This is a genomic window from Paenibacillus polygoni (assembly GCF_030263935.1).
GTDB classification, from domain to species: Bacteria; Bacillota; Bacilli; order Paenibacillales; family Paenibacillaceae; genus Paenibacillus; species Paenibacillus polygoni.
On the sequence record NZ_CP127162.1, the window covers coordinates 3,888,703 to 3,907,580 of the forward strand.

Sequence of the window (18,878 nt, forward strand, 5' to 3'; positions counted from 1 at the left end):
TAAACAAAATTCACGCCATTTTGGATATTTACATAAATCGACTCCTCCAATTTGTGCTTAAGGCACTTTTTAGTGTTATTTCAATGTCAGGTTTTAAGGAATGATTGCGAAAATCAGCGCCAGAATTTCGATTTTTGTTCAAAAAAAGAATACCCAACTAATGTCAGGTATCCTTCTCATTTCATTTTCCATTTTAATATCGCAGCCTCTTAACACTCTCTGCAATATCTTCTGCCAGACTGATCGCTGAAATTACCGCTACTCCGTCTGCTCCTGCCTCCAGCACCCTGGCTGCATTCACCGAAGTAATGCCTCCAATCCCTACGATCGGAATATCCATCTCTTGCGCCCTCATCGACTCAATTACCTCCGGTCCCTGCACCGCATGTGCATCCTCCTTGGAATTCGTAGGATAAATCGGTCCGACCCCGATGTAATCAGCCCCTTGGTCTTGTGCTAATCTTGCTTCTTCCAACGTATGAGCAGAAACACCAAGAATGATATCGCCGATTCGTTCTCTTACCCTTGCGGCCTCTTCATCATCTTGCCCAATATGCACACCGTCCGCTCCGATCGCAAGCGCCAAATCTACATCATCATTAACGATGAAGGGAACCCCTTTTTCCTGGCACAATCGCCGCAAATGAAGAGCAAGTTCCATCCGCTCTACTCCACTCATAGATCCAGGCCCTTTCTCCCGAAACTGGAATAGGGTAATTCCGCCTTGCAACGCTTCAGTTAACGTGCTTTCCGGCGATTTCTTACAGTTTTGGCTTCCCATCACAAAATACACCTGAAGCAACTCCTTCATACGGCTGCTTGAAATTCGGCTCACACAATCACTCCTTTGTGCTTCGCATATGCCCAGTGATTCGTAGGTCCATGGCCGCTTCCAATACCCAGCGTATCCGTAAGGGCCGCTTGCACGAATTCTCTCGCGATCGATGCCGCTTCTCTCATCTCTGTACCCTTGGCTAGCTGCGCCGTAAGTGCTGCTGCAAACGTACAGCCTGTCCCATGAGAATGAACGGTATCCACTCGTCTTTCCGAAAGCTCGGTGAAAGATGTACCGTCATATACTATATCCGTTATCATATCGTTTACCGCATCATGCCCCCCTTTGATGATCACATTAGCCGCACCCAGATCGTGTAATCGTCTAGCGGCTTCCCTCCGATCCGCAATCGTTCGAATCTCCATTCTCGTCATGACCTCTGCTTCCGGAATGTTTGGCGTAACGACCAGTGCAAGCGGAAGTAAATGCAAGATTAGAGCTTCCACCGCTTCCGACTTCAGCAGAGAGGTTCCTCCTTTGGCAATCATAACGGGATCTATGACCAGCTTATCCACACGGTATCTGCTAATCCTTTCTGCTACCGCTGCAATGATTTCACTGCTATACAGCATCCCTGTCTTCACAGCGTCCGGTCTCAAATCAGAAAATACGGAATCGATCTGTTCTACTACAAAACGGGCAGGCAAGGGATGAACTCCCTGTACCCCAAGCGTATTTTGCGCTGTGACTGCTGTAATCGCCGACATGCCATAGACATAAAGCTCCTGAAAGGTCTTGAGATCAGCCTGAATGCCAGCTCCGCCTCCGCTGTCTGATCCTGCAATCGTTAATGCTTTTATAACGGTCATCCTAGATCTCCCCCTTACTGAACAAAGAATGGATATCTAAGACCGTTACATATTCTTCAAATGAAGAAGGAGTAAGTTTTGATAATTCATCGAGAAAAGCAATCTGAAAACTACCAGGTCCCGCCTGTCCTTTGTCCTCTGCTGCCTGAAGTGCTGCGGCTCCGTAAAAGCCAAGCCCCGCGGTGCCTGCTTCCATTATGGAAGGTTCAACAGCCAAAAAAGCTCCAATGACGGAAGTAAGCAAACACCCTGTTCCCGTCACACGTGTTAATAGAGGATGACCGGACTTCACAACATATCCCGTATCCCCATCCGTAATCACATCTTCTGGTCCGGATACAATGACGGCGGTTCCAAGCGTACGTGCAGCCCGTATGGCTAACTGCGCTCTTTCTAATGTCTCGATTTGGCCTGCGTCCACCCCTTTAACGGTCATGAATTCACCAATCAGGCGGCTAATCTCCCCTGCATTGCCTCGAATCAACGTTACATTCACCTCGCGGATAATGCGAAGGGCCGCATCTGTACGATAAGATGTTGCTCCCGCTCCTACTGGATCAAGTAATACAGGGACTCCATAAACATTCGCAGCTTTGCCTGCTACGATCATGGCGTTTAAAAGTTCCGTCGTTAAGGTACCGATATTGAGTACCAGCGCACGAGCATTTTGGACCATTTCGGCCACTTCTTCTTCTGCATAGGCCATTACCGGAGATGCGCCAAGTGAAAACAGTCCGTTAGCCGTAAAGTTCGTGACTACCGTATTTGTCATGTTATGAATTAAAGGCTGTTCTTCATGAATGCGAGTAATGAGGGAGGGAAGTTTCTTAATATTCAGCATGTTTCATCAGACCTTTCTTTCTCGAGATAAGGGAGTCTGATCTAATGTCTTTGACGGTGAAAAGATAGATAACTGAGGAATGGGATAGGACCCACATGATAAGAAGAATCATGATTTTTTATGCAAAATGCACAAAAAAACGCATGCGAAAGCATGCGTAAATATACATGTTCGCTCCCTACGCTGGCATTATCCATGGCAGGTTCCACCGGTCAACAACAGATTAGTTGTACTCTCAGCTTGCTTCCGCAGGCTCCCGTTCTACGATTTAGTTTTTAGTATCCCTTCCAGTTTACACCAGGTTATTGTTATGGGCAACCAAGGTTTGACATTTCATCTGTTGCCGCATATTATAGTTTATAACTTCTATTCAAAGGAGAGAATTTCATGTCGGGGTATGTTCTTAACTAATCAAATTTCATAATGAGGATTTTCTTTTTTCGTCCCTATAGCGACGTTTATTTTTTGATGCCCTGCTATGGCGACTCGATTATCCTCGTGAAATCAGTTAAGAACAGCGGACAACATAACTCTCCAGCGGGTAGTCACCCCCCGGATATTTTTGTGAACGTAAGACCGTGCTGTTTTTCAGCACGGTTTTTTTGTACCTCCATTACATCTTGAGGGTACCGTTCACAAGAAAGGCCGCGTAGATAAATGGAAATGATAGGCTTAGGATTTATGCATGCTCTGTAAGCCACAAGCTTATACGGGCTGCAGAATATACCTTCTGCAATCATTTCTACTTATGGTACGCCACAATATCCGAGATCTCCCCCATAAAAGGCAGAGCAATGAGCGCAATCGTTCATAGCTCTGCCTTTTTTCTATTTTTCACAACACTTTAGGAAACGAAAAGGAGCTTATCACATGAATAAGAGCAGTACACAGCGACTTGAATTTGGCACGGTAAAGGAACAACTGAAAGGTTATGCAGTATCCTATCTCGGCGAGGCTCATATAGAACAGCTCGAACCGATCATGAATGTGAAGATCATTCGTCAGAAACTGGCGGAAACAGAAGAAGCTCTAGGGCTGATTCGTTATAGTTCCAGCATTCCACTCCCTTCCCTGACGGGGATGGAAAATATCATAAATCTGCTGGGCACCGGATATCTGTTTACAGAACAAGATTTTATGAACCTGCTGCAGTTTGTAAGAAGCTGTCATCAACTTCAGAAATACATGATCAGCAAACAAGATATCGCCCCAAGCGTGGCATCCTATGCAAGTTCTATGTATACCTTAGATTCCCTTAGGGAGGAAATAGAAAGATGTATTCATCTGGGACGAATTACGGATCAGGCTAGTAAGGAACTGGCGAAAATCCGCAAACAAGCAGCAATCTCTGAAGAACGGCTGAAAAAGAAACTAGACACTTTATTAAACAAGCACCGTTCCATTTTACAAGATCAGTTAGTAGCAAAAAGGGGCGATCGTTATTGCCTTCCTGTTCAAAAAGAGTTTCGCAAACAGCTAAAAGGTACCATCATCGATGAGTCAGCAAGCGGCCAGACTGTATTTATAGAACCCACAGATATTTCGATGCTCCAAATGGAACTGAATATGTACAGAGTGCAGGAACAGCGTGAAGAAAGTAAAATTCTTAGTGAACTTACCGAGCTTGCTGACTCATATAGGTATGAACTGCAAGTGAATACCGATACGGTGGGTCTGTATGATTTTCTATTAGCAAAAGCGCGTTATGCTCTATCTATACAGGCACGATCTGTGGAAATAACAAGTGATGGCAGCATCCATTTACGTGAAGCAAGACATCCTCTTGTTAAAAACATGGTCCCGCTCGATTTCCATATTGGTGATTCTTATCGGTCTCTCATTATTACAGGACCCAATACAGGTGGAAAAACGCTATGTTTAAAAACAATCGGTCTGCTTACGCTAATGGCACAGTCGGGTCTGCTTATTCCTGCTGGCGAAGGAAGTAAACTTAGCATGTTTGAACAGATCGCAGTCGATATCGGCGATGGACAGAGCATTGAACATGCACTGAGTACCTTTTCTGCGCACATTAAGAACATGATTGATATTCTGAGTACAGCGAGTGCATCAACTCTCGTTCTAATTGACGAAATGGCTTCTGGGACAGATCCCGGTGAAGGCACTGGACTATCGATTGCCCTGCTTGAAGAACTGCATAAAAGAAAAGCTGTCGTTGTTGCTACGACTCATTTTACCGAGATCAAAAACTTTGCAAGCAGTACACCGGGTTTTGAAAATGCACGGATGGAATTCGATACAGAAACGCTTAAACCCCTGTATCGACTAACGATTGGGCAAGCGGGACAAAGCTACGCTTTTGCAATTGCACTGAAGCTCGGGATACCGCCTCACATCATTGAACGATCAAAAGAAATTGCCGCTAAACCGGTTGCATCAGCCTTTCCATTCTCAGCAGCATCTGCTGTGACTGTACCAACCATACTGGAAAAAGATCACGCCCCCTCTAATGATGAGCATGATCAGGACGAGGAAGGACAACAGCAAGATGTACAGCCGAAGACCCAGGAGGAGCAGCCTGTTCTCTCAAGTCATCAAGAGGCCAATGAGGAGAAACGGAAGGAAAAGCCGCTAAAAACGGGAGATCGTGTATTGATTCCTTTTATGAAGGAGTCTGGAATTATTGTAGATACGGATACGAGAGGTCAATGCACGGTGCTCGTAAGAGGCAAACGAATTCAGATCGCTCGTAAAAGATTACAGCTTCAAATCTCTGCCGAAGAGCTGTATCCAGAAGAGTATGATCTTGATATTGTGTTTGAGTCAAAAGACGTCCGTAAGAAACGGAAATTAATGTCCAAAAGACATGTGCCTGGGCTGACGATCGAAAGAAGACCCGAGGATCTGTAAGGTGAAAACTTTATTTCATTTGCGCTATTCTGTTCGTTCACACAGAGCCTCTGCGGCATCCTGCAGAAATATGATAAACTAAATAAAATCAGTCTTCAGTAAGAGAGGTTCTATATGAACACATGCTCCATGAATAATCCGCTGATCTGCCCTTTATGCCGTAAACCTAATCACTGTGCTTATGCTGCGGGAAGACCTGCCGAGGAGTGCTGGTGTATGAATCTACCTGTCCCCAAACGACTGCTTTCGCAAATTCCAGACGAAGAAAGAGGCAAATCTTGTGTATGTGAAGCCTGTGTAAGAGCGTTTAAGGCAGACTCCTGAAATTAAAAAGCACCCTATAGATTGGTCACTCGATGCGAATGTCTACTCTTGCAGGGTGCTTTTTTTAAATCAGCTATGTAAACTGGCTTATGCCTGAAATACTTTCTCCGTAACATGATCAGAGCTTGGGAGTTTGCGGGTGGTCTTATCAAACAACCAGTACAGACCAATGAATAACACAGACAGTCCGCTTACCCCAATAATCACTTCACTTCCAAACACTTCTCCTAGGATACCCCCGCATAACGATCCAATAGGCGCTGCAATACCGCTGAGGCTGTAGGATGCGGAGAATACTCTGCCTAATAGATGCTGAGGGATTGCTTTTTGGATATAAGAATTGATCAGAATATTGGTCACTCCGCCGGGAACCCAAGACAAACCATATATGATCATCATCATCCAGATATTTGGGCTGTGCACACTAAGGGTCCACAATATACCGCTCACCGAAAAAGCGGTTGCATAGATAAGACCCATACCGATCCTCTCCAACTTCAAAAAAGGAGCGATCAAGGCTCCAAACATGCTTCCCATCGCTTGCGCCATCAGTAAAAGCCCATATAGTTCTGGTCCCCCATGTAATTTACTAAACGCAGGCAATACCACAAACGTGGCTCCCCCGACCAAGTTAATGAGGAGCATCCCCCAAAGAAGTCTTGAGAAAGATTTGCCTAATAGAATGTGGATCCCTTCTAAGAGTTCTGTTTTATAGTGCTGTAATATCACCGATATATTTTCCTTTTCAACGGGCTGACTCTGTTCAATTTGCTGCTTATGCTTCGGAATTCGGAGGAAGGAGAATAAAATAGCGCTGATGATAAATAGGACAGAATCCAGTAAGTAAATGGAGACAGCTCCTACAATTACAATGAGTACACCAGATACTGCATTACAGAAGGTATCGATCCCTTGACCTGCAAAGGTGAAATAGGAGTTCGCTTTGGTGAGATCTTTTTTAGGGACAAAAGAGGGTAATGACGACATTTGTGCGGGGTATATGAGTGTGTTGAAGATCGATATAATGGGTGAAATGATAAGTACAAGAACAACATTCAGCTGACCCAAATAACTTGCTGCCGGAATAATCAATAATAGAAAAGCTTGGATGAGCTGAGTATGGATGAGCAGATGCCGTATCGATATCCGGTCTATGATCGGTCCGCTGAAAAATTGAATAAACCTGGGTATTAGCGAGAGGAAGCCAGCGAGCCCTGTATAAAAAGTAGAGCCGCCAAGCTCCGATACCAGCCACATTGCCGCTACGGCATAGATGGAATCTCCTACATTTGTGACAAGTCTTCCAAAGAACATAAATAGAAAATTCCGATTCAAGAACAGATTCATAGATGAATCACTCACCCTTTCCCCTCTTGCTTAGGCTCTACCGATATGATCTTGATTCCAATACTAAATTCTTGTGTATCTTCGTTCCTCACAGCTGTAGACTTGTTAACCCAACGTTCCAAAAAGGATCTGAATTCACTCGTCATTTCTTTTTTCTGCACTTCCGTTAACTCCATTCGGATGCTTAATTTGGTCGCATCTGCGGACTCATATTGATCACTGAGTACGGGATCAATGATCTCCGCTCCCTCCGTGTTAAACCATTTCGACTTGGATTGGTAATACTTTTCGATAACCCCCCCGTTCTTTTTCTCCTCGACCATTTCTAGTAGACCGCCATCATACAATTTTTTGATGTGGTAATGAACATTTCCGCCGGATTCACCAAGAAGATCAGCGACTTGTTTTGAGGTTTTCGGAGAATCGAGCAAATGCTTCATAATTTTTACTCGCAGCGCACTGCTTAATAATTTGGATTGTTGAACGGAAATATTCAGCATTTCCTCATTCATAAATGAGTTCCCCTTTATCAATCTGTTTTTACAGATCATCGATCTATAAATTTAGATTATCACTCCAAGATGGAATTGTAAACCAATTTTTACAAAGTGAAAATACGAATCTTTTAACCTTCCCTCTCTTATCTTCCGCTTTGATTTCTAATGGCAAATAAACAATCTACTAGTAAATCATAGATAAATAACTAGATTCAGAGTCAAATGTATGTTTGGCTAGTCCCTTTTTGCTACAAGTCACATATTAATAAACTACAGATAGACTTGAAGGACCAATGGAGGGGAACATTCGAAATTGATTCTTCTAATCTATCAAATCTTAAGTAAGAGGAAGGGGAAATAAATAATGACGAAAAAGGGACAAAGCATGAGAGGTTTACTAGGAAAAGTGGTAAAGATCAACCGAGGCGGACCAGAATCATTTGAAGGAACATTAGTAAAGGTAAGTTCTGACTATATGGTTATTCGCAGCAAAGAAGGCTTCATTTATGTGAATGAAGCCCATGTTAAAAGTGTAACTGAAGCAGGACATTCCCACCGTGAAAAAGGACCAAAGCAGAAACTCATTCATTCTAATGATTTTCAAGGAGTATTAAAATCCTTACGTCTTAAGCGCGTACAGATCAATCAAGGCGGACCAGAGAAATTAGAAGGGGTACTTGTAAGTGTGTCTCATAATCGATTGATCATCATCTTGAAAAACAACGAAATTGTTCGCGTTTTTATCCATCATGTGAAAACAATCTCTGTTCATGTTCACGGCCATAACAACGAAAACCAAGAAAATAAAGATAATCAATCCAAGGACAACAAGTCCAACGACAATAAAGCAAAAGATAACAAATCGAATGACAATCAAGCGAGAGGCAACCAGTCCGCAGCAAGAAACAGCAGCTCCAGAGGTAAACAATCCGGTGGCAATCAGTCCCGGGGTGCTCAAGCCCAAGGAAATCGGAGTGCAAAGAGAACAGGAAAATAAGATAAAGAAATAAAAGTCCATTTTCTATCAAACTAAAGGGGGGAATCATCATGTTGATCTTTATCGCAATCATTTTAACTGGCATACCTCTATACGTCATTGTCGTTCCTAAGAGATATCCGCCGTCCGAAGAAACAGCCATACAGCTGACACAAGGAATTCTTCCCTTAGGAGGTGAATCCCAATAGAATGCTTGATTATCAGCTTTGGCTGACCTTTGGTGTATTCATCACTACTGTGACCTTCTTAATGTGGCGTCCACGCGGAATGAATGAATCGATTCCAACCTCTTTGGGCGCCCTTCTTCTTATCCTTACGGGGGTAACCAGTTATACCAACATTATAGATATTTTCGGTATCGTCTCAGGGGCTGCCGTAACCATCCTATCGACCATTGTCATGTCCATTATTCTAGATAGTATCGGTTTCTTTCGCTGGATTGCGATCAACATGATTGATAAGGCAAAGGGGTCCGGTATCGCATTATTTTGGCTTATCATCTTGCTCTGTTTTCTGATGACCATATTTTTTAACAATGACGGCAGTATACTGATCACCACCCCCATTATCATTCGCATCTGTTCTATGCTTCGTTTGAAATTGCATCAAAAACTTCCTTATCTACTCTCTGGGGCGTTAATTGCAACAGCTTCAAGTGCTCCCATCGGGTTAAGTAATTTAGCAAATCTAATTGCACTAAAAATGGTGGGACTCAACTTAAACACGTACACACTCATGATGTTTGTCCCTTCTATGCTCGGTATTCTAAGTATGATGTTATTACTCTATTATTACTTCCGTAAAAATATCCCTAGAAAGATTTATTATTTCCCCAATTCATTCTCTTCAAAAAACTATCATCCATTACAAACCGCACCTAATGAAGAGGAAAAGGTGGATTGGTGGCTATTCCGAGTCTGCATCAGCATTGTCGTTTTCATTCGCGGAGGTTTTTTTCTAGCCGAAATCGTAGGTATTCCCATGGAGATCGTTGCAGTTACTGGCGTTGTTCTCTTGTTATGCGTTAGATATTACCGTACTCGCCAAGGACTGCGAGATGTGTTTACACAGACACCTTGGCATATCTTATTGTTTGCATTCAGTATCTATGTAATTGTGGATAGTCTGCACCGGGCCGGTATCACAGAATCATTAATCGATCTATTAAAACCGGTTGCTGAAATGGGAGATGCTGCTTTGATTCTATCATCCGGCATTTTGCTTACTTTCCTATCGAATCTAGTAAACAATCTACCTTCTGTGATGATTGGAACTTTTGTAGTTACAGATCTCGGCCTAACCGATCATCAACTCCACCTAGCTTATCTCGCTAATATTTTAGGAAGTGATATTGGAGCATTGCTGACACCAATCGGCACCCTCGCAACACTGATCTGGATGTACATTTTAAAAACTCACCATATTCGGATCTCTTGGAAACAGTATATGAAAGTCACGTTTATTGTGATACCCATTAGTTTAATCATCAGCCTAATCTCTCTGTATATTTGGACATTCATTTTATTTTGAGAGGAGGTAAACCATGCAGCTGATTACATCTTGGTTAGGCAAACAAGCAGAATTCGTACTTTCCGGTTGTAAGAACTCGATCCAAGGAGAAATAATCGATATTGGAAATGATATTGTGGTCGTCTATGAAAATGATCGTTATATTTATATACCAATTCATCATCTGCAGCAGATGAGACTTACTCCCAATCGAAGTAATATGACCGACAGCACGCCTCCTGACCCTGCCATTGATCATAGCAAAATTTCGTATCGTAAAATACTCATGAATTCAAGAGGGATCTTTAGTGAAGTATCTCTAGGCGATCAATCAATACATGGATATGTCACTGCGATTATGAACGATTACTTTGTATTTTTCTCCCCCCTCCACCACTCCGTGTATATATCTGTAAAGCACCTAAAATATATCGTACCCTACCCGGTAAATACGACCCCATTCTCCCTGAGACACGACCATTTTCCTGTACAACCTGCTGCTATATCGCTATCTAGGACGCTGGATCAACAGATTCATAAACTAGAAGGACAACTTGTTACTCTGAACCTTGGAGCAAAACCGTACCGAGCCGGATTATTAAAAAGCGTGGAAGGTAATCTGCTCGAATTGGTAGAGGCAGAAGGCATATCTCTCATGATGCACACGGATCATATCCAAGCGATTCATGTACCCTAATAAGTATAAAAACACAAAAAGACCTTACTGAGGCTCTAATCCTCGCAAGGTCTTTTTCCCTATTATTATTTCCATAATGGATTGAATCCATTTCATAATTCCTTTAGCTGCTTAAATCAGGACAATAGGTACCTTGAAAAATGGAGCTACTTCTTCTCCCATACTAACTCAAGCTTTGTTTTGTCTGATCCCTGAATATATATTTTATGTAGATCTTTATATTCGTTTTTAATGTTGAGATGGAATTCACCACTGGATTTTTGGAGGCTGAGTAGATTTCCCTGAATTTGTACATAAAGGGCTTGATCACGGTAATCTACTTTGTATCCTTTGTACAAGCTGGCACTATCTATAAATCCACCTGTCAAAGATATAGATCGATTGGATACCTTGCTTTCCGATATATAGATGGATTCTGGATTGATTACATTAAAATTCGATAACAAGATGATTCCAATAATGACGATAAAAAAGCCAATGATCATTCCGATCCTCATCATAGCGCCCTTCAAGAAATATTCACCTCGTCCTTTTTGATTAAAGTCTACCCTGTCAATCAGGAAGAAGCAATGCTCTTTACAATCTGCTTCATCCAGTTCAGTTCACGGTTCATAAAAAAAACGGTATCCGCATAAAAGCGAATACCGTAGTTACTGCAAAAGCAGTTATAAAATTACATTGGAAAATGATAAAGGTCTTGAAAACTATTGTCCGATACTGCGAACAAGCTCAACGACTTGTTCTGCGGTTTGCATATCCAGCGCTTTTGCCGCAAGTTCCTTCATTTCTGCTTGAGACAGCTTCGTCAGCTGACTGCGTGCAGGAAGAATGGAAGTTGCGCTCATGCTGAATTCATCAAGACCGAGGCCAAGAAGAAGCGGAATAGCTGTTGTATCTCCTGCCATCTCACCGCACATTCCTGTCCATTTACCTTCACGATGCGATGCATCAATAACCATTTTGATTAAGCGAAGGATGGATGGGTTATATGGTTGATACAAGTAAGATACACGCTCATTCATGCGGTCTGCTGCCATTGTGTACTGAATCAGATCGTTTGTTCCGATACTGAAGAAGTCCACTTCTTTCGCAAATTGATCCGCTAATACCGCAGTGGAAGGAATCTCAACCATGATACCAAGCTGAATGTTATCTGCAACTTCGATACCTTCCTTCACAAGCTTCTCCTTCTCTTCAAGAAGAACAGCTTTTGCTTCACGGAATTCACCCAGTGTTGCGATCATCGGGAACATAATTTTTAGGTTCCCATGGACACTCGCACGCAGCAATGCGCGTAGCTGTGTACGGAAGATATCCTGACGATCAAGGCACAGACGAACTGCACGGAAGCCAAGGAAAGGATTCATTTCTTTTGGAAGATCAAGGTATGGAAGTTCTTTATCGCCACCAATATCTAGTGTACGAACAACAACCGGTTTCCCTTCCATTTTTTCAAGAACCGTTTTGTATGCATTATATTGTACATCTTCGGAAGGAAGCTTATCGCGTCCCATATATAGGAATTCTGTACGATACAGACCAACGCCTTCTCCGCCGTTATCAAGCACGCCTGCTACATCATTAGGAGTACCGATGTTCGCAGCAAGCTCTACATGAACGCCATCAACAGTTACAGTCGGCTCGTCGCGAAGTTTTCTCCACTCTTCAACCTGAGCAGCGTATGCAGCTTGTTTGGACTTATATTCTTCAACCACGGAATCTTCCGGGTTAACAAGAACTTGTCCATCTAGTCCGTCTACGATGATCAGATCGCCGCTTTTAGCTTGTGAAAGAATGTCTTTTGTTCCTACTACAGCAGGAATTTCAAGAGATCTCGCCATAATTGCAGAGTGAGAAGTACGTCCGCCAATGTTCGTTGCAAAACCAAGAACATATTTACGGTTGAGCTGCGCTGTATCCGAAGGAGTTAGATCTTCTGCAAGAACAACCACTTCTTCATCAATCTCTGCTGGATTTGCAACTTTAAGACCAAGCAAGTGACCAAGCACACGCTTTGTAACGTCACGCATATCCGCAGCACGTTCTTGAAGATAAGCACTCTTCATATTTTCAAACATTTGAATAAAGGTAGTTGCTGTTTCATCCAAAGCAAACTCAGCGTTCACTTTTTCATCAGCAATTTTGGATCTTACCGGATCAATCAGTTCAGGATCATCCAGGATCAAAAGATGAGATGCAAAGATCTCTGCTTTTTTCTCCCCAAGTTCCCGTAACGTTTTTTCTTTGATTGCCTCGAGTTCGGCTCTGGATTTATCCAAAGCCGACTCCAGTTTAGCAATCTCTGCGTCTACGTCGTTAATCGAGCGTTTTTCTACAGAGTAATCAGGGTGCTCCAAGATAAACGCTCGGGCAATGGCAATACCAGCCGAAGCAGCAATCCCGGAAACATTAGGCATTAATTTCGCCCAACCCTTCGTTAACCATAACATCAGTCAAAGCTTGAAGTGCTTCTGCTTCGCCTTCGCCGTTAACGATGATGCTGATTTCATCACCTTTTTCAAGACCAAGAGAAAGTACGCCCAAGATGGATTTCAAAGTTACTTTTTTACCTTTTGCTTCTGCGAAAGATTCTGCACCTTTGAATTTGTTAGCTGTGTTTACCAGCGCTGTAGCTGGACGTGCATGGATACCGTCTTCGTCTGTAATTCTGAATGTTTGTTGCATATGGATTCATCCCACTTTCTGTTATTTTAGTTTGGATTTCATTTCAACCATAAAATCACGTAATACATATTACCTTTTTTTCAATGGTTGTGAACCTCAAAATTTTTAATGAATTGTGATAATTTTGTCTTCTCCGGCCTTTTGCACACCTGATTTTTCCAACTTAACCACTGCGCCTTCAGGCAGATTAGAGAAAATTACTGGGGAAATAATGGATGGCGCATGTGCTTTTACATACTCCACATCTACTTCCATGATTGGTTGACCAGCGGATACAAGATCGCCTTCTTCAACCAAGACTTTGAACCCTTGTCCTTTGAGTTTAACGGTGTTAACCCCAATGTGAACAAGTACTTCTTTTCCACCATCGGACAAAATGCCGATTGCGTGCTTACTAGGGAATACGTTAAATACTTTTCCGTTTACCGGAGAATGAATCGTATTCTCATGTGGCAGGAAGGCAAAACCATCACCTGTCATTTTCTCAGAGAAAACGGGGTCAGGTACTTGCGTGATATCCAGAAGTTCACCATTAGCAGGCATTACAATTTGCTCAGGAATAATCGCTTCACCAGACTCCCCTTGAGCTTGTTCTACCTCTGGTTCTGGATCAACTTCCGGTGCCGCAGGAGTACGGCCATCCATAATATCTTTCATTTGCGACTTGATTGTGTCTGAACGTGTACCGAAAATAGCTTGTACATTATTACCCACTTCAAGAACACCCGAAGCGCCTAAATCTTTTAGACGATTCTTATCAACTGTCGATTTATCTTTAACTTCAATACGAAGTCTGGTGATACAAGCATCGAGGTGTTTAATATTATCCGGACCGCCAAAAGCTTTCAAGATTTGATGAGGCAGTTCGTCTTTTGAACCTGAACCCGCCGAACCAGTCTCAATGACTTTTTCTTCACGTCCCGGTGTTTTGAGATTAAATTTCGTAATAACAAAACGGAAACCGAAGTAGTAAATTACCGCAAATGCAAGACCTACGACGATAACCAGATACCAAGGCGTACGGTTAGGAATTACCCCGAACAAGATGTAGTCAATTAAACCGCCCGAGAATGTCATCCCGATTTTAACGCCCAGAATTTGCATGATCATAAAAGATAGACCTGCGAATACCGCATGAACTGCAAACAAAAGCGGTGCAACAAACAAGAAAGAAAATTCAAGTGGCTCTGTAATCCCTGTAAGGAACGCAGTAAGAGCACCGGATACCATCAGGGAACCAACTACTTTTTTATTTTCTGGTTTCGCTGTATGATAGATCGCCAGCGCTGCTGCAGGAAGTCCGAACATCATGAACGGATATTTACCGGTAGTAAACGTACCTGCTGTGAATTCAACACCATCACGAAGCTGCGCCATGAAGATACGCTGGTCACCGCGAATAACTTCACCTGCTTTGTTGACATATTCTCCAAATTCAAACCAGAACGGAGAATAGAAAATATGGTGAAGACCAAAAGGAATCAGCGAGCGTTCGATGGTTCCGAAGATAAACGCGGACAGTGTCTCGTTTGAACTAATCATGCTCTGAGACACAAAGTTTAGTCCATGTTGAATCGGCGGCCATACAAGTGTAAGAACCAATCCGATTATTAAGGAAAACGCGGCTGTTGCAATAGGTACAAAACGTTTACCTGCAAAGAATCCCAAATACGACGGAAGTTCAATTTTGAAGAATCTATTGTACATCGCCGCAGCCAAGATCCCGATGATAATACCGCCAAATACCCCAGTCTGTAAGGTAGGAATACCTAGGACATTCGCATATGCAGCGCCTTGTTGTGATAATACATACTCGTTTACACCGAGTATTGTTCCCATCGTTACATTCATGATGAGATAACCAATAATCGCTGCGAGTCCGGCTACCCCGTCTCCACCAGCAAGTCCTACCGCAACCCCAACTGCAAACAGTAAGGACAAGTTATCGAATACGATTTGCCCTGAGTTCATAAGAACATTGGCAATCACCTGTACCCAGTGTGCTTCTAGGACAGGTACGTATTGCAGAAAGTCTGGATTAGCTAACAAGTTACCAATCCCTAGAAGCAAACCGGCTGCCGGCAAGATCGCTACCGGAAGCATGACCGCTTTACCGACACGCTGCAACACGCCGAAAAGCTTTTTGAACATTTTCGTCACTCCTTCTGTAAAATCAACCTAGTGTTAATTGAAAACGCAAAAAAAAGCATGAGTTAATAGAGTATTCTTGTTCGACCTATGGGTTATCTTGCCCCAATATGGTCTTCATCAATCATACTTTTCTCAACTCATGCCTGATCGTATCAGTAACACGTTGTAAGTATTAAGTTGTTAAGCTTGTCAAGGACTACATAATAGCACCATCTAAAAAAGAGTGCAAGCCTTTTCAACAAAAAAATTCATTTTTTTGTTTCCTGCTCTTTTTTTTGTGACAATCTTTGTAAATGTAACGCGAGATAGCTCACTTCGGCTGCATACACCGCATGCTTCATTCGTTTTTCCATAACTTTGGTTAACGTCCAGGAAAGAGAGTACATCTCCGGATATTCTTTACTTAGCAGAGAATCCAGTTTTTGTACCTCAGCTACTTCTTCACCGCGCTTAATCCGTTCTATTGCAAACCTTAAATGAGTAACAAGCCTAGAATAATCTAAGGATTGCCGAGGAATTTGATAATCAAGTTTATCTTCTACAATCGCTACAAGATCAGCTATTAATTTAGAGTGTTGCTGCACTTCGCTTAAATTCTGATTCGTCATTGCGCTGTAGATATGGAGAGCGACAAATCCTACTTCTTCTTCTCCTAAGTCTACACCAAGCCGTTCCTTGATGAGATTTATGGCATAAGATGCTAAACGATACTCCATTGGATAAATTTCCTTCGTCTCATACAAAAAAGGATTGTGAAGTACAATTCCTTGTTCCATCCGTTTCATTGCAAATGCAATATGATCCGTTAGAGCAATATGAATATGTTCATTTAACTTCACATTACTCTCACTTGTTATATATAAAATAATATCGTTTATTGTCTCTATTAGTTGTTCACTCACTCGCGGAACGAGTTGTTTGTACTGCTCTTGTTCTTCCTGATTGGTTAAAATAAACATCTTCTCTACTGTTTGAAGCGGGATGATATCTCCAGACTTGCGATGAAAACCAATCCCCTTACCGATAACAACAACTTCCTCGTGTTCTGGATGGGTTCCAATAATAACGTTATTGTTCAGTACTTTTGCCACTTTCAGGTTCACTTTTGCACCTCTTTTGCCTCATAATTCTTGTAACATCCGCATAGTAAATTCAGATAAGGCATACTGCTAAAAGTAACAAATTATGAGGCAGAGGTCAAATGTAGATCATAGTAAATAAATGAATGATGCGGGTAATTCCTTAGATTGAATCTTTGGTTACTGCAACTTCAGCAGGAATATTGATTTTTTCTATTGCTGCTGGCTCTACACTTCCTTTTTTGGTTAAGCCTTTGATCAGCTGTTCTACGTCAATGCCAGATACACTCTTCAGCATTTCCGGCGCGGTCGCCATAAGTTCTGTCACATAATTACTTACGCGTGCAGCACCCTCGCCTTTCCCCGTATCCACAACGGTTAACTTATCAATAGAGGAGATTGGTTCTGCAATCTTACCTGCAAGTTCAGGCAGCATTTTCACGATAATATCGAGTACGGCTGCTTCTCCAAACTTTTGGAAGGCTTCGGCTAATTTTTCTTTTGCTTCCGCTTCAGCTAAACCGCGCAGACGAATAACTTCGGCATCTGCTGTACCTTTTGCGAGTTCTGCATCCGCCATCGCTTGGCCTTCGAGCCTTTTTTGTTCGGAAGTCGCTTTTGCCTGGGTTTCAATTGAATACTGAAGTGCTTCTGCTTCTCGCATTCTTTTTGTTCTATCCGCTTCTGCTGCCTGTTCAACGGCATAACGGTCGGCTTCCGCCTTCTTCTTCACTTCTGCATCATATTGTTTCTCACGAACCATAATTTCTTTGGCTTGCAAATCAATTTCACGCTCTTTACGAACGAGTTCTACTTTCATTTGTTCCTCAACCATCGTCTGTTTTGCACGTGCTTCTTGGATATGATAAGCCTGATCCGCTTCTGCTTTTGCTGTATCTTGATCTTTCTTAAAGGAAGCGACTTTCAATTCTTTTTCTTTAGCAGCTTCTGCAATGTTCGTATCTCTTAAAAGTTCTGCTTTTTGTCCTTGCTCTTCTGCATTTGCCTTTTGAATTCTAGCATCCCGCACTGCTTCTGCTTCAGCAATTTCGGCATCCCTTTTCACCATAGCAATACGCGGTTTACCAAGCGCATCCAAATAGCCGTGTTTATCACGTACATCTTTAATCGTAAATGATACAATGCTAAGCCCCATTTTTTTGAGGTCTCTTGCAGCCACCCCTTGTACTTCTTGAGCAAAACGATCCCGGTTACGGTATACTTCTTCAACCGTCATCGTACCGAGAATGGCACGCAGATGTCCTTCAAGCACCTCCTGTGCTTCACCTCGCAGCGATTCCACAGGTTTTCCGATAAACTGCTCTGCTGCAGTGGATACGTCTTCAATTGAACTCCCTACTTTAATAATAGCGACTCCATCTGCAATAACAGGAACGCCTTGTTCTGTATATACCTCTGGGGTCGTTACATCAAGCTTGTGAGACAGTAATGAAATGAATTCGGATTGCTGAAATACCGGCCATATAAACGTACCGCCGCCGCGAACAATTTTTATTTTGCGTCCGCTGTCATCATCTGAAATGTGTTTATTTCCTAAGAAAGAACCTGTTACAATCATGGCCTCATCCGGCCCAACTGTTTTGTACCTCGCCCAAAAAGCAATACCTAACACGAGAATCACACCTACAACGATGGCAGGAACTACGAACACTTCTGGCATACTCATCTCTCCTTATTATTACATATTGTTAATAATCCAGTTCAGCCACCTGAAGGACTCCATCAGCGACTTCGACAACAACGACTTGAGCTCCGGCAAGAATAGGTTTAGATTCAAAACTGGTTGCGGTATGTACTGTATTTCCGCTCACCAACTTAATCATGACCTCTCCATACCCTTTCTCTGGAACAGGAATTGTAATTTCACCCATCTTGCCTGTCAGCTCATTAAGGGAAAACCCGGTGGACATCTCACTATTTCGCGCTGGCTTTATATAGGCGAAAAACACAAGTACGCCGCCTAACAGTCCAATAAGCAATGAAAGGAAAAGATGGCCTGCCGTATCGAGCTCTGTGTACTTGGAGAGCATAATTCCCGCTCCACCAAAGATTGTAATCACACTTGCGATGACCGTTGTATTCAAAAAATCGAACCCTGGGAAATCAGCAACACCTTCAAGCAAGCCATCCAGCAAATCTCCAAATAATACACCGATTACTGCGAAAAGCGCTCCTCCTATAAGACAAGACCAGTATAAAGTTTCCATGTTCCACC

At 42.6% G+C, this 18,878-nt stretch carries 18 protein-coding genes; 6 read left to right on the plus strand and 12 right to left on the minus strand.

Going from position 1 to position 18,878, the window contains the following annotated elements; all coding sequences use genetic code 11:
- Positions 1–193: 193 nt before the first annotated feature.
- Genes thiE through thiM form a run of 3 tightly spaced genes read right to left on the minus strand, consistent with a single transcriptional unit; the run spans position 194 to position 2,485 of the window.
- A complete protein-coding gene (thiE, locus tag QPK24_RS18590; RefSeq protein WP_285743699.1) occupies positions 194–835 on the minus strand; it encodes a thiamine phosphate synthase in 642 nt (213 codons plus the stop codon).
- Complete coding sequence (gene thiD / locus QPK24_RS18595; protein WP_285743701.1) at positions 832–1,644, minus strand: bifunctional hydroxymethylpyrimidine kinase/phosphomethylpyrimidine kinase; 813 nt, start codon at positions 1,642–1,644, stop codon at positions 832–834. Before thiD ends, thiE begins: the two co-directional genes overlap by 4 nt.
- Before the next feature lies 1 nt (position 1,645).
- On the minus strand, positions 1,646–2,485 hold the full coding sequence (thiM, locus tag QPK24_RS18600) for a hydroxyethylthiazole kinase (protein WP_285743703.1): 840 nt from the start codon (positions 2,483–2,485) through the stop codon (positions 1,646–1,648).
- A gap of 870 nt (positions 2,486–3,355) precedes the next feature.
- On the opposite strand from thiM, the gene QPK24_RS18605 reads away from it, so the two are divergent.
- Together QPK24_RS18605 and QPK24_RS18610 are read left to right on the plus strand one after the other, a co-directional pair.
- Positions 3,356–5,356: an endonuclease MutS2 gene (locus QPK24_RS18605; protein WP_285743705.1), complete on the plus strand. Its 2,001-nt coding sequence runs from the start codon at positions 3,356–3,358 to the stop codon at positions 5,354–5,356.
- A gap of 114 nt (positions 5,357–5,470) precedes the next feature.
- Positions 5,471–5,680 carry a cysteine-rich CWC family protein gene (locus QPK24_RS18610; RefSeq protein ID WP_285743707.1) on the plus strand — a complete coding sequence of 70 codons (210 nt, stop codon included), beginning with the start codon at positions 5,471–5,473 and terminating at the stop codon, positions 5,678–5,680.
- A gap of 87 nt (positions 5,681–5,767) precedes the next feature.
- Here QPK24_RS18610 and QPK24_RS18615 read toward each other — a convergent pair whose 3' ends face one another.
- Both QPK24_RS18615 and QPK24_RS18620 read right to left on the minus strand, forming a co-directional pair.
- Positions 5,768–7,042 carry an MFS transporter gene (locus QPK24_RS18615; protein ID WP_285743709.1) on the minus strand — a complete coding sequence of 425 codons (1,275 nt, stop codon included), beginning with the start codon at positions 7,040–7,042 and terminating at the stop codon, positions 5,768–5,770.
- Positions 7,039–7,539, minus strand: coding sequence for an ArsR/SmtB family transcription factor (locus QPK24_RS18620; protein WP_285743711.1), 501 nt, complete (start codon positions 7,537–7,539; stop codon positions 7,039–7,041). Before QPK24_RS18620 ends, QPK24_RS18615 begins: the two co-directional genes overlap by 4 nt.
- Before the next feature lie 349 nt (positions 7,540–7,888).
- On the opposite strand from QPK24_RS18620, the gene QPK24_RS18625 reads away from it, so the two are divergent.
- From QPK24_RS18625 to QPK24_RS18640, 4 genes are read left to right on the plus strand one after another with little or no spacing between them, the layout of a single operon-like run.
- Complete coding sequence (locus QPK24_RS18625; protein WP_285743713.1) at positions 7,889–8,521, plus strand: hypothetical protein; 633 nt, start codon at positions 7,889–7,891, stop codon at positions 8,519–8,521.
- A gap of 50 nt (positions 8,522–8,571) precedes the next feature.
- Entirely contained in the window at positions 8,572–8,709 is a 138-nt protein-coding gene (locus tag QPK24_RS18630) for a hypothetical protein (RefSeq protein WP_285743715.1), read from the plus strand.
- A 1-nt stretch (position 8,710) separates the two neighbouring features.
- Positions 8,711–10,051 (plus strand): arsenic transporter, encoded by a 1,341-nt coding sequence (locus QPK24_RS18635; RefSeq protein ID WP_285743717.1) that lies wholly within the window; start codon positions 8,711–8,713, stop codon positions 10,049–10,051.
- Between the two features lie 13 nt (positions 10,052–10,064).
- A complete protein-coding gene (locus QPK24_RS18640) occupies positions 10,065–10,727 on the plus strand; it encodes a DUF2642 domain-containing protein (RefSeq protein WP_285743719.1) in 663 nt (220 codons plus the stop codon).
- 146 nt (positions 10,728–10,873) lie between these two features.
- On the opposite strand, the gene QPK24_RS18645 is transcribed toward QPK24_RS18640, so the two are convergent.
- From QPK24_RS18645 to QPK24_RS18675, 7 genes are all read right to left on the minus strand, one after another.
- Positions 10,874–11,212, minus strand: coding sequence for a hypothetical protein (locus QPK24_RS18645; RefSeq protein WP_285743721.1), 339 nt, complete (start codon positions 11,210–11,212; stop codon positions 10,874–10,876).
- A gap of 219 nt (positions 11,213–11,431) precedes the next feature.
- Positions 11,432–13,144: a phosphoenolpyruvate--protein phosphotransferase gene (gene ptsP, locus QPK24_RS18650; protein WP_285743723.1), complete on the minus strand. Its 1,713-nt coding sequence runs from the start codon at positions 13,142–13,144 to the stop codon at positions 11,432–11,434.
- Positions 13,137–13,412, minus strand: coding sequence for an HPr family phosphocarrier protein (locus QPK24_RS18655; RefSeq protein WP_285743725.1), 276 nt, complete (start codon positions 13,410–13,412; stop codon positions 13,137–13,139). The genes ptsP and QPK24_RS18655 overlap by 8 nt, the downstream gene beginning before the upstream one ends.
- 105 nt (positions 13,413–13,517) lie before the next feature.
- On the minus strand, positions 13,518–15,563 hold the full coding sequence (gene ptsG / locus QPK24_RS18660; protein ID WP_285743727.1) for a glucose-specific PTS transporter subunit IIBC: 2,046 nt from the start codon (positions 15,561–15,563) through the stop codon (positions 13,518–13,520).
- 248 nt (positions 15,564–15,811) lie between these two features.
- Complete coding sequence (glcT, locus tag QPK24_RS18665; RefSeq protein ID WP_285743729.1) at positions 15,812–16,666, minus strand: glucose PTS transporter transcription antiterminator GlcT; 855 nt, start codon at positions 16,664–16,666, stop codon at positions 15,812–15,814.
- 139 nt (positions 16,667–16,805) lie between these two features.
- The gene (locus tag QPK24_RS18670) at positions 16,806–18,323 is read right to left on the minus strand and encodes a flotillin lipid rafts scaffold protein FloT (RefSeq protein ID WP_285743731.1); all 1,518 of its coding nucleotides are present in this window, start codon (positions 18,321–18,323) and stop codon (positions 16,806–16,808) included.
- A gap of 28 nt (positions 18,324–18,351) precedes the next feature.
- The gene (locus QPK24_RS18675; protein ID WP_285743733.1) at positions 18,352–18,870 is read right to left on the minus strand and encodes an NfeD family membrane protein; all 519 of its coding nucleotides are present in this window, start codon (positions 18,868–18,870) and stop codon (positions 18,352–18,354) included.
- Positions 18,871–18,878 lie beyond the last annotated feature (8 nt).

What these genes read in the sequence shown, in the direction of transcription:
- thiD (WP_285743701.1), bottom strand. Translation starts at nt 1,644, where the DNA reads ATGACCGTTATAAAAGCATTAACGATTGCAGGATCAGACAGCGGAGGC.
- thiM (WP_285743703.1), bottom strand. Translation starts at nt 2,485, where the DNA reads ATGCTGAATATTAAGAAACTTCCCTCCCTCATTACTCGCATTCATGAA.
- QPK24_RS18605 (WP_285743705.1), top strand. Translation starts at nt 3,356, where the DNA reads ATGAATAAGAGCAGTACACAGCGACTTGAATTTGGCACGGTAAAGGAA.
- QPK24_RS18610 (WP_285743707.1), top strand. Translation starts at nt 5,471, where the DNA reads ATGAACACATGCTCCATGAATAATCCGCTGATCTGCCCTTTATGCCGT.
- QPK24_RS18620 (WP_285743711.1), bottom strand. Translation starts at nt 7,539, where the DNA reads ATGAATGAGGAAATGCTGAATATTTCCGTTCAACAATCCAAATTATTA.
- QPK24_RS18625 (WP_285743713.1), top strand. Translation starts at nt 7,889, where the DNA reads ATGACGAAAAAGGGACAAAGCATGAGAGGTTTACTAGGAAAAGTGGTA.
- QPK24_RS18630 (WP_285743715.1), top strand. Translation starts at nt 8,572, where the DNA reads ATGTTGATCTTTATCGCAATCATTTTAACTGGCATACCTCTATACGTC.
- QPK24_RS18635 (WP_285743717.1), top strand. Translation starts at nt 8,711, where the DNA reads ATGCTTGATTATCAGCTTTGGCTGACCTTTGGTGTATTCATCACTACT.
- QPK24_RS18640 (WP_285743719.1), top strand. Translation starts at nt 10,065, where the DNA reads ATGCAGCTGATTACATCTTGGTTAGGCAAACAAGCAGAATTCGTACTT.
- QPK24_RS18645 (WP_285743721.1), bottom strand. Translation starts at nt 11,212, where the DNA reads ATGATCATTGGCTTTTTTATCGTCATTATTGGAATCATCTTGTTATCG.
- ptsP (WP_285743723.1), bottom strand. Translation starts at nt 13,144, where the DNA reads ATGCCTAATGTTTCCGGGATTGCTGCTTCGGCTGGTATTGCCATTGCC.
- QPK24_RS18655 (WP_285743725.1), bottom strand. Translation starts at nt 13,412, where the DNA reads ATGCAACAAACATTCAGAATTACAGACGAAGACGGTATCCATGCACGT.
- ptsG (WP_285743727.1), bottom strand. Translation starts at nt 15,563, where the DNA reads ATGTTCAAAAAGCTTTTCGGCGTGTTGCAGCGTGTCGGTAAAGCGGTC.
- QPK24_RS18670 (WP_285743731.1), bottom strand. Translation starts at nt 18,323, where the DNA reads ATGCCAGAAGTGTTCGTAGTTCCTGCCATCGTTGTAGGTGTGATTCTC.
- QPK24_RS18675 (WP_285743733.1), bottom strand. Translation starts at nt 18,870, where the DNA reads ATGGAAACTTTATACTGGTCTTGTCTTATAGGAGGAGCGCTTTTCGCA.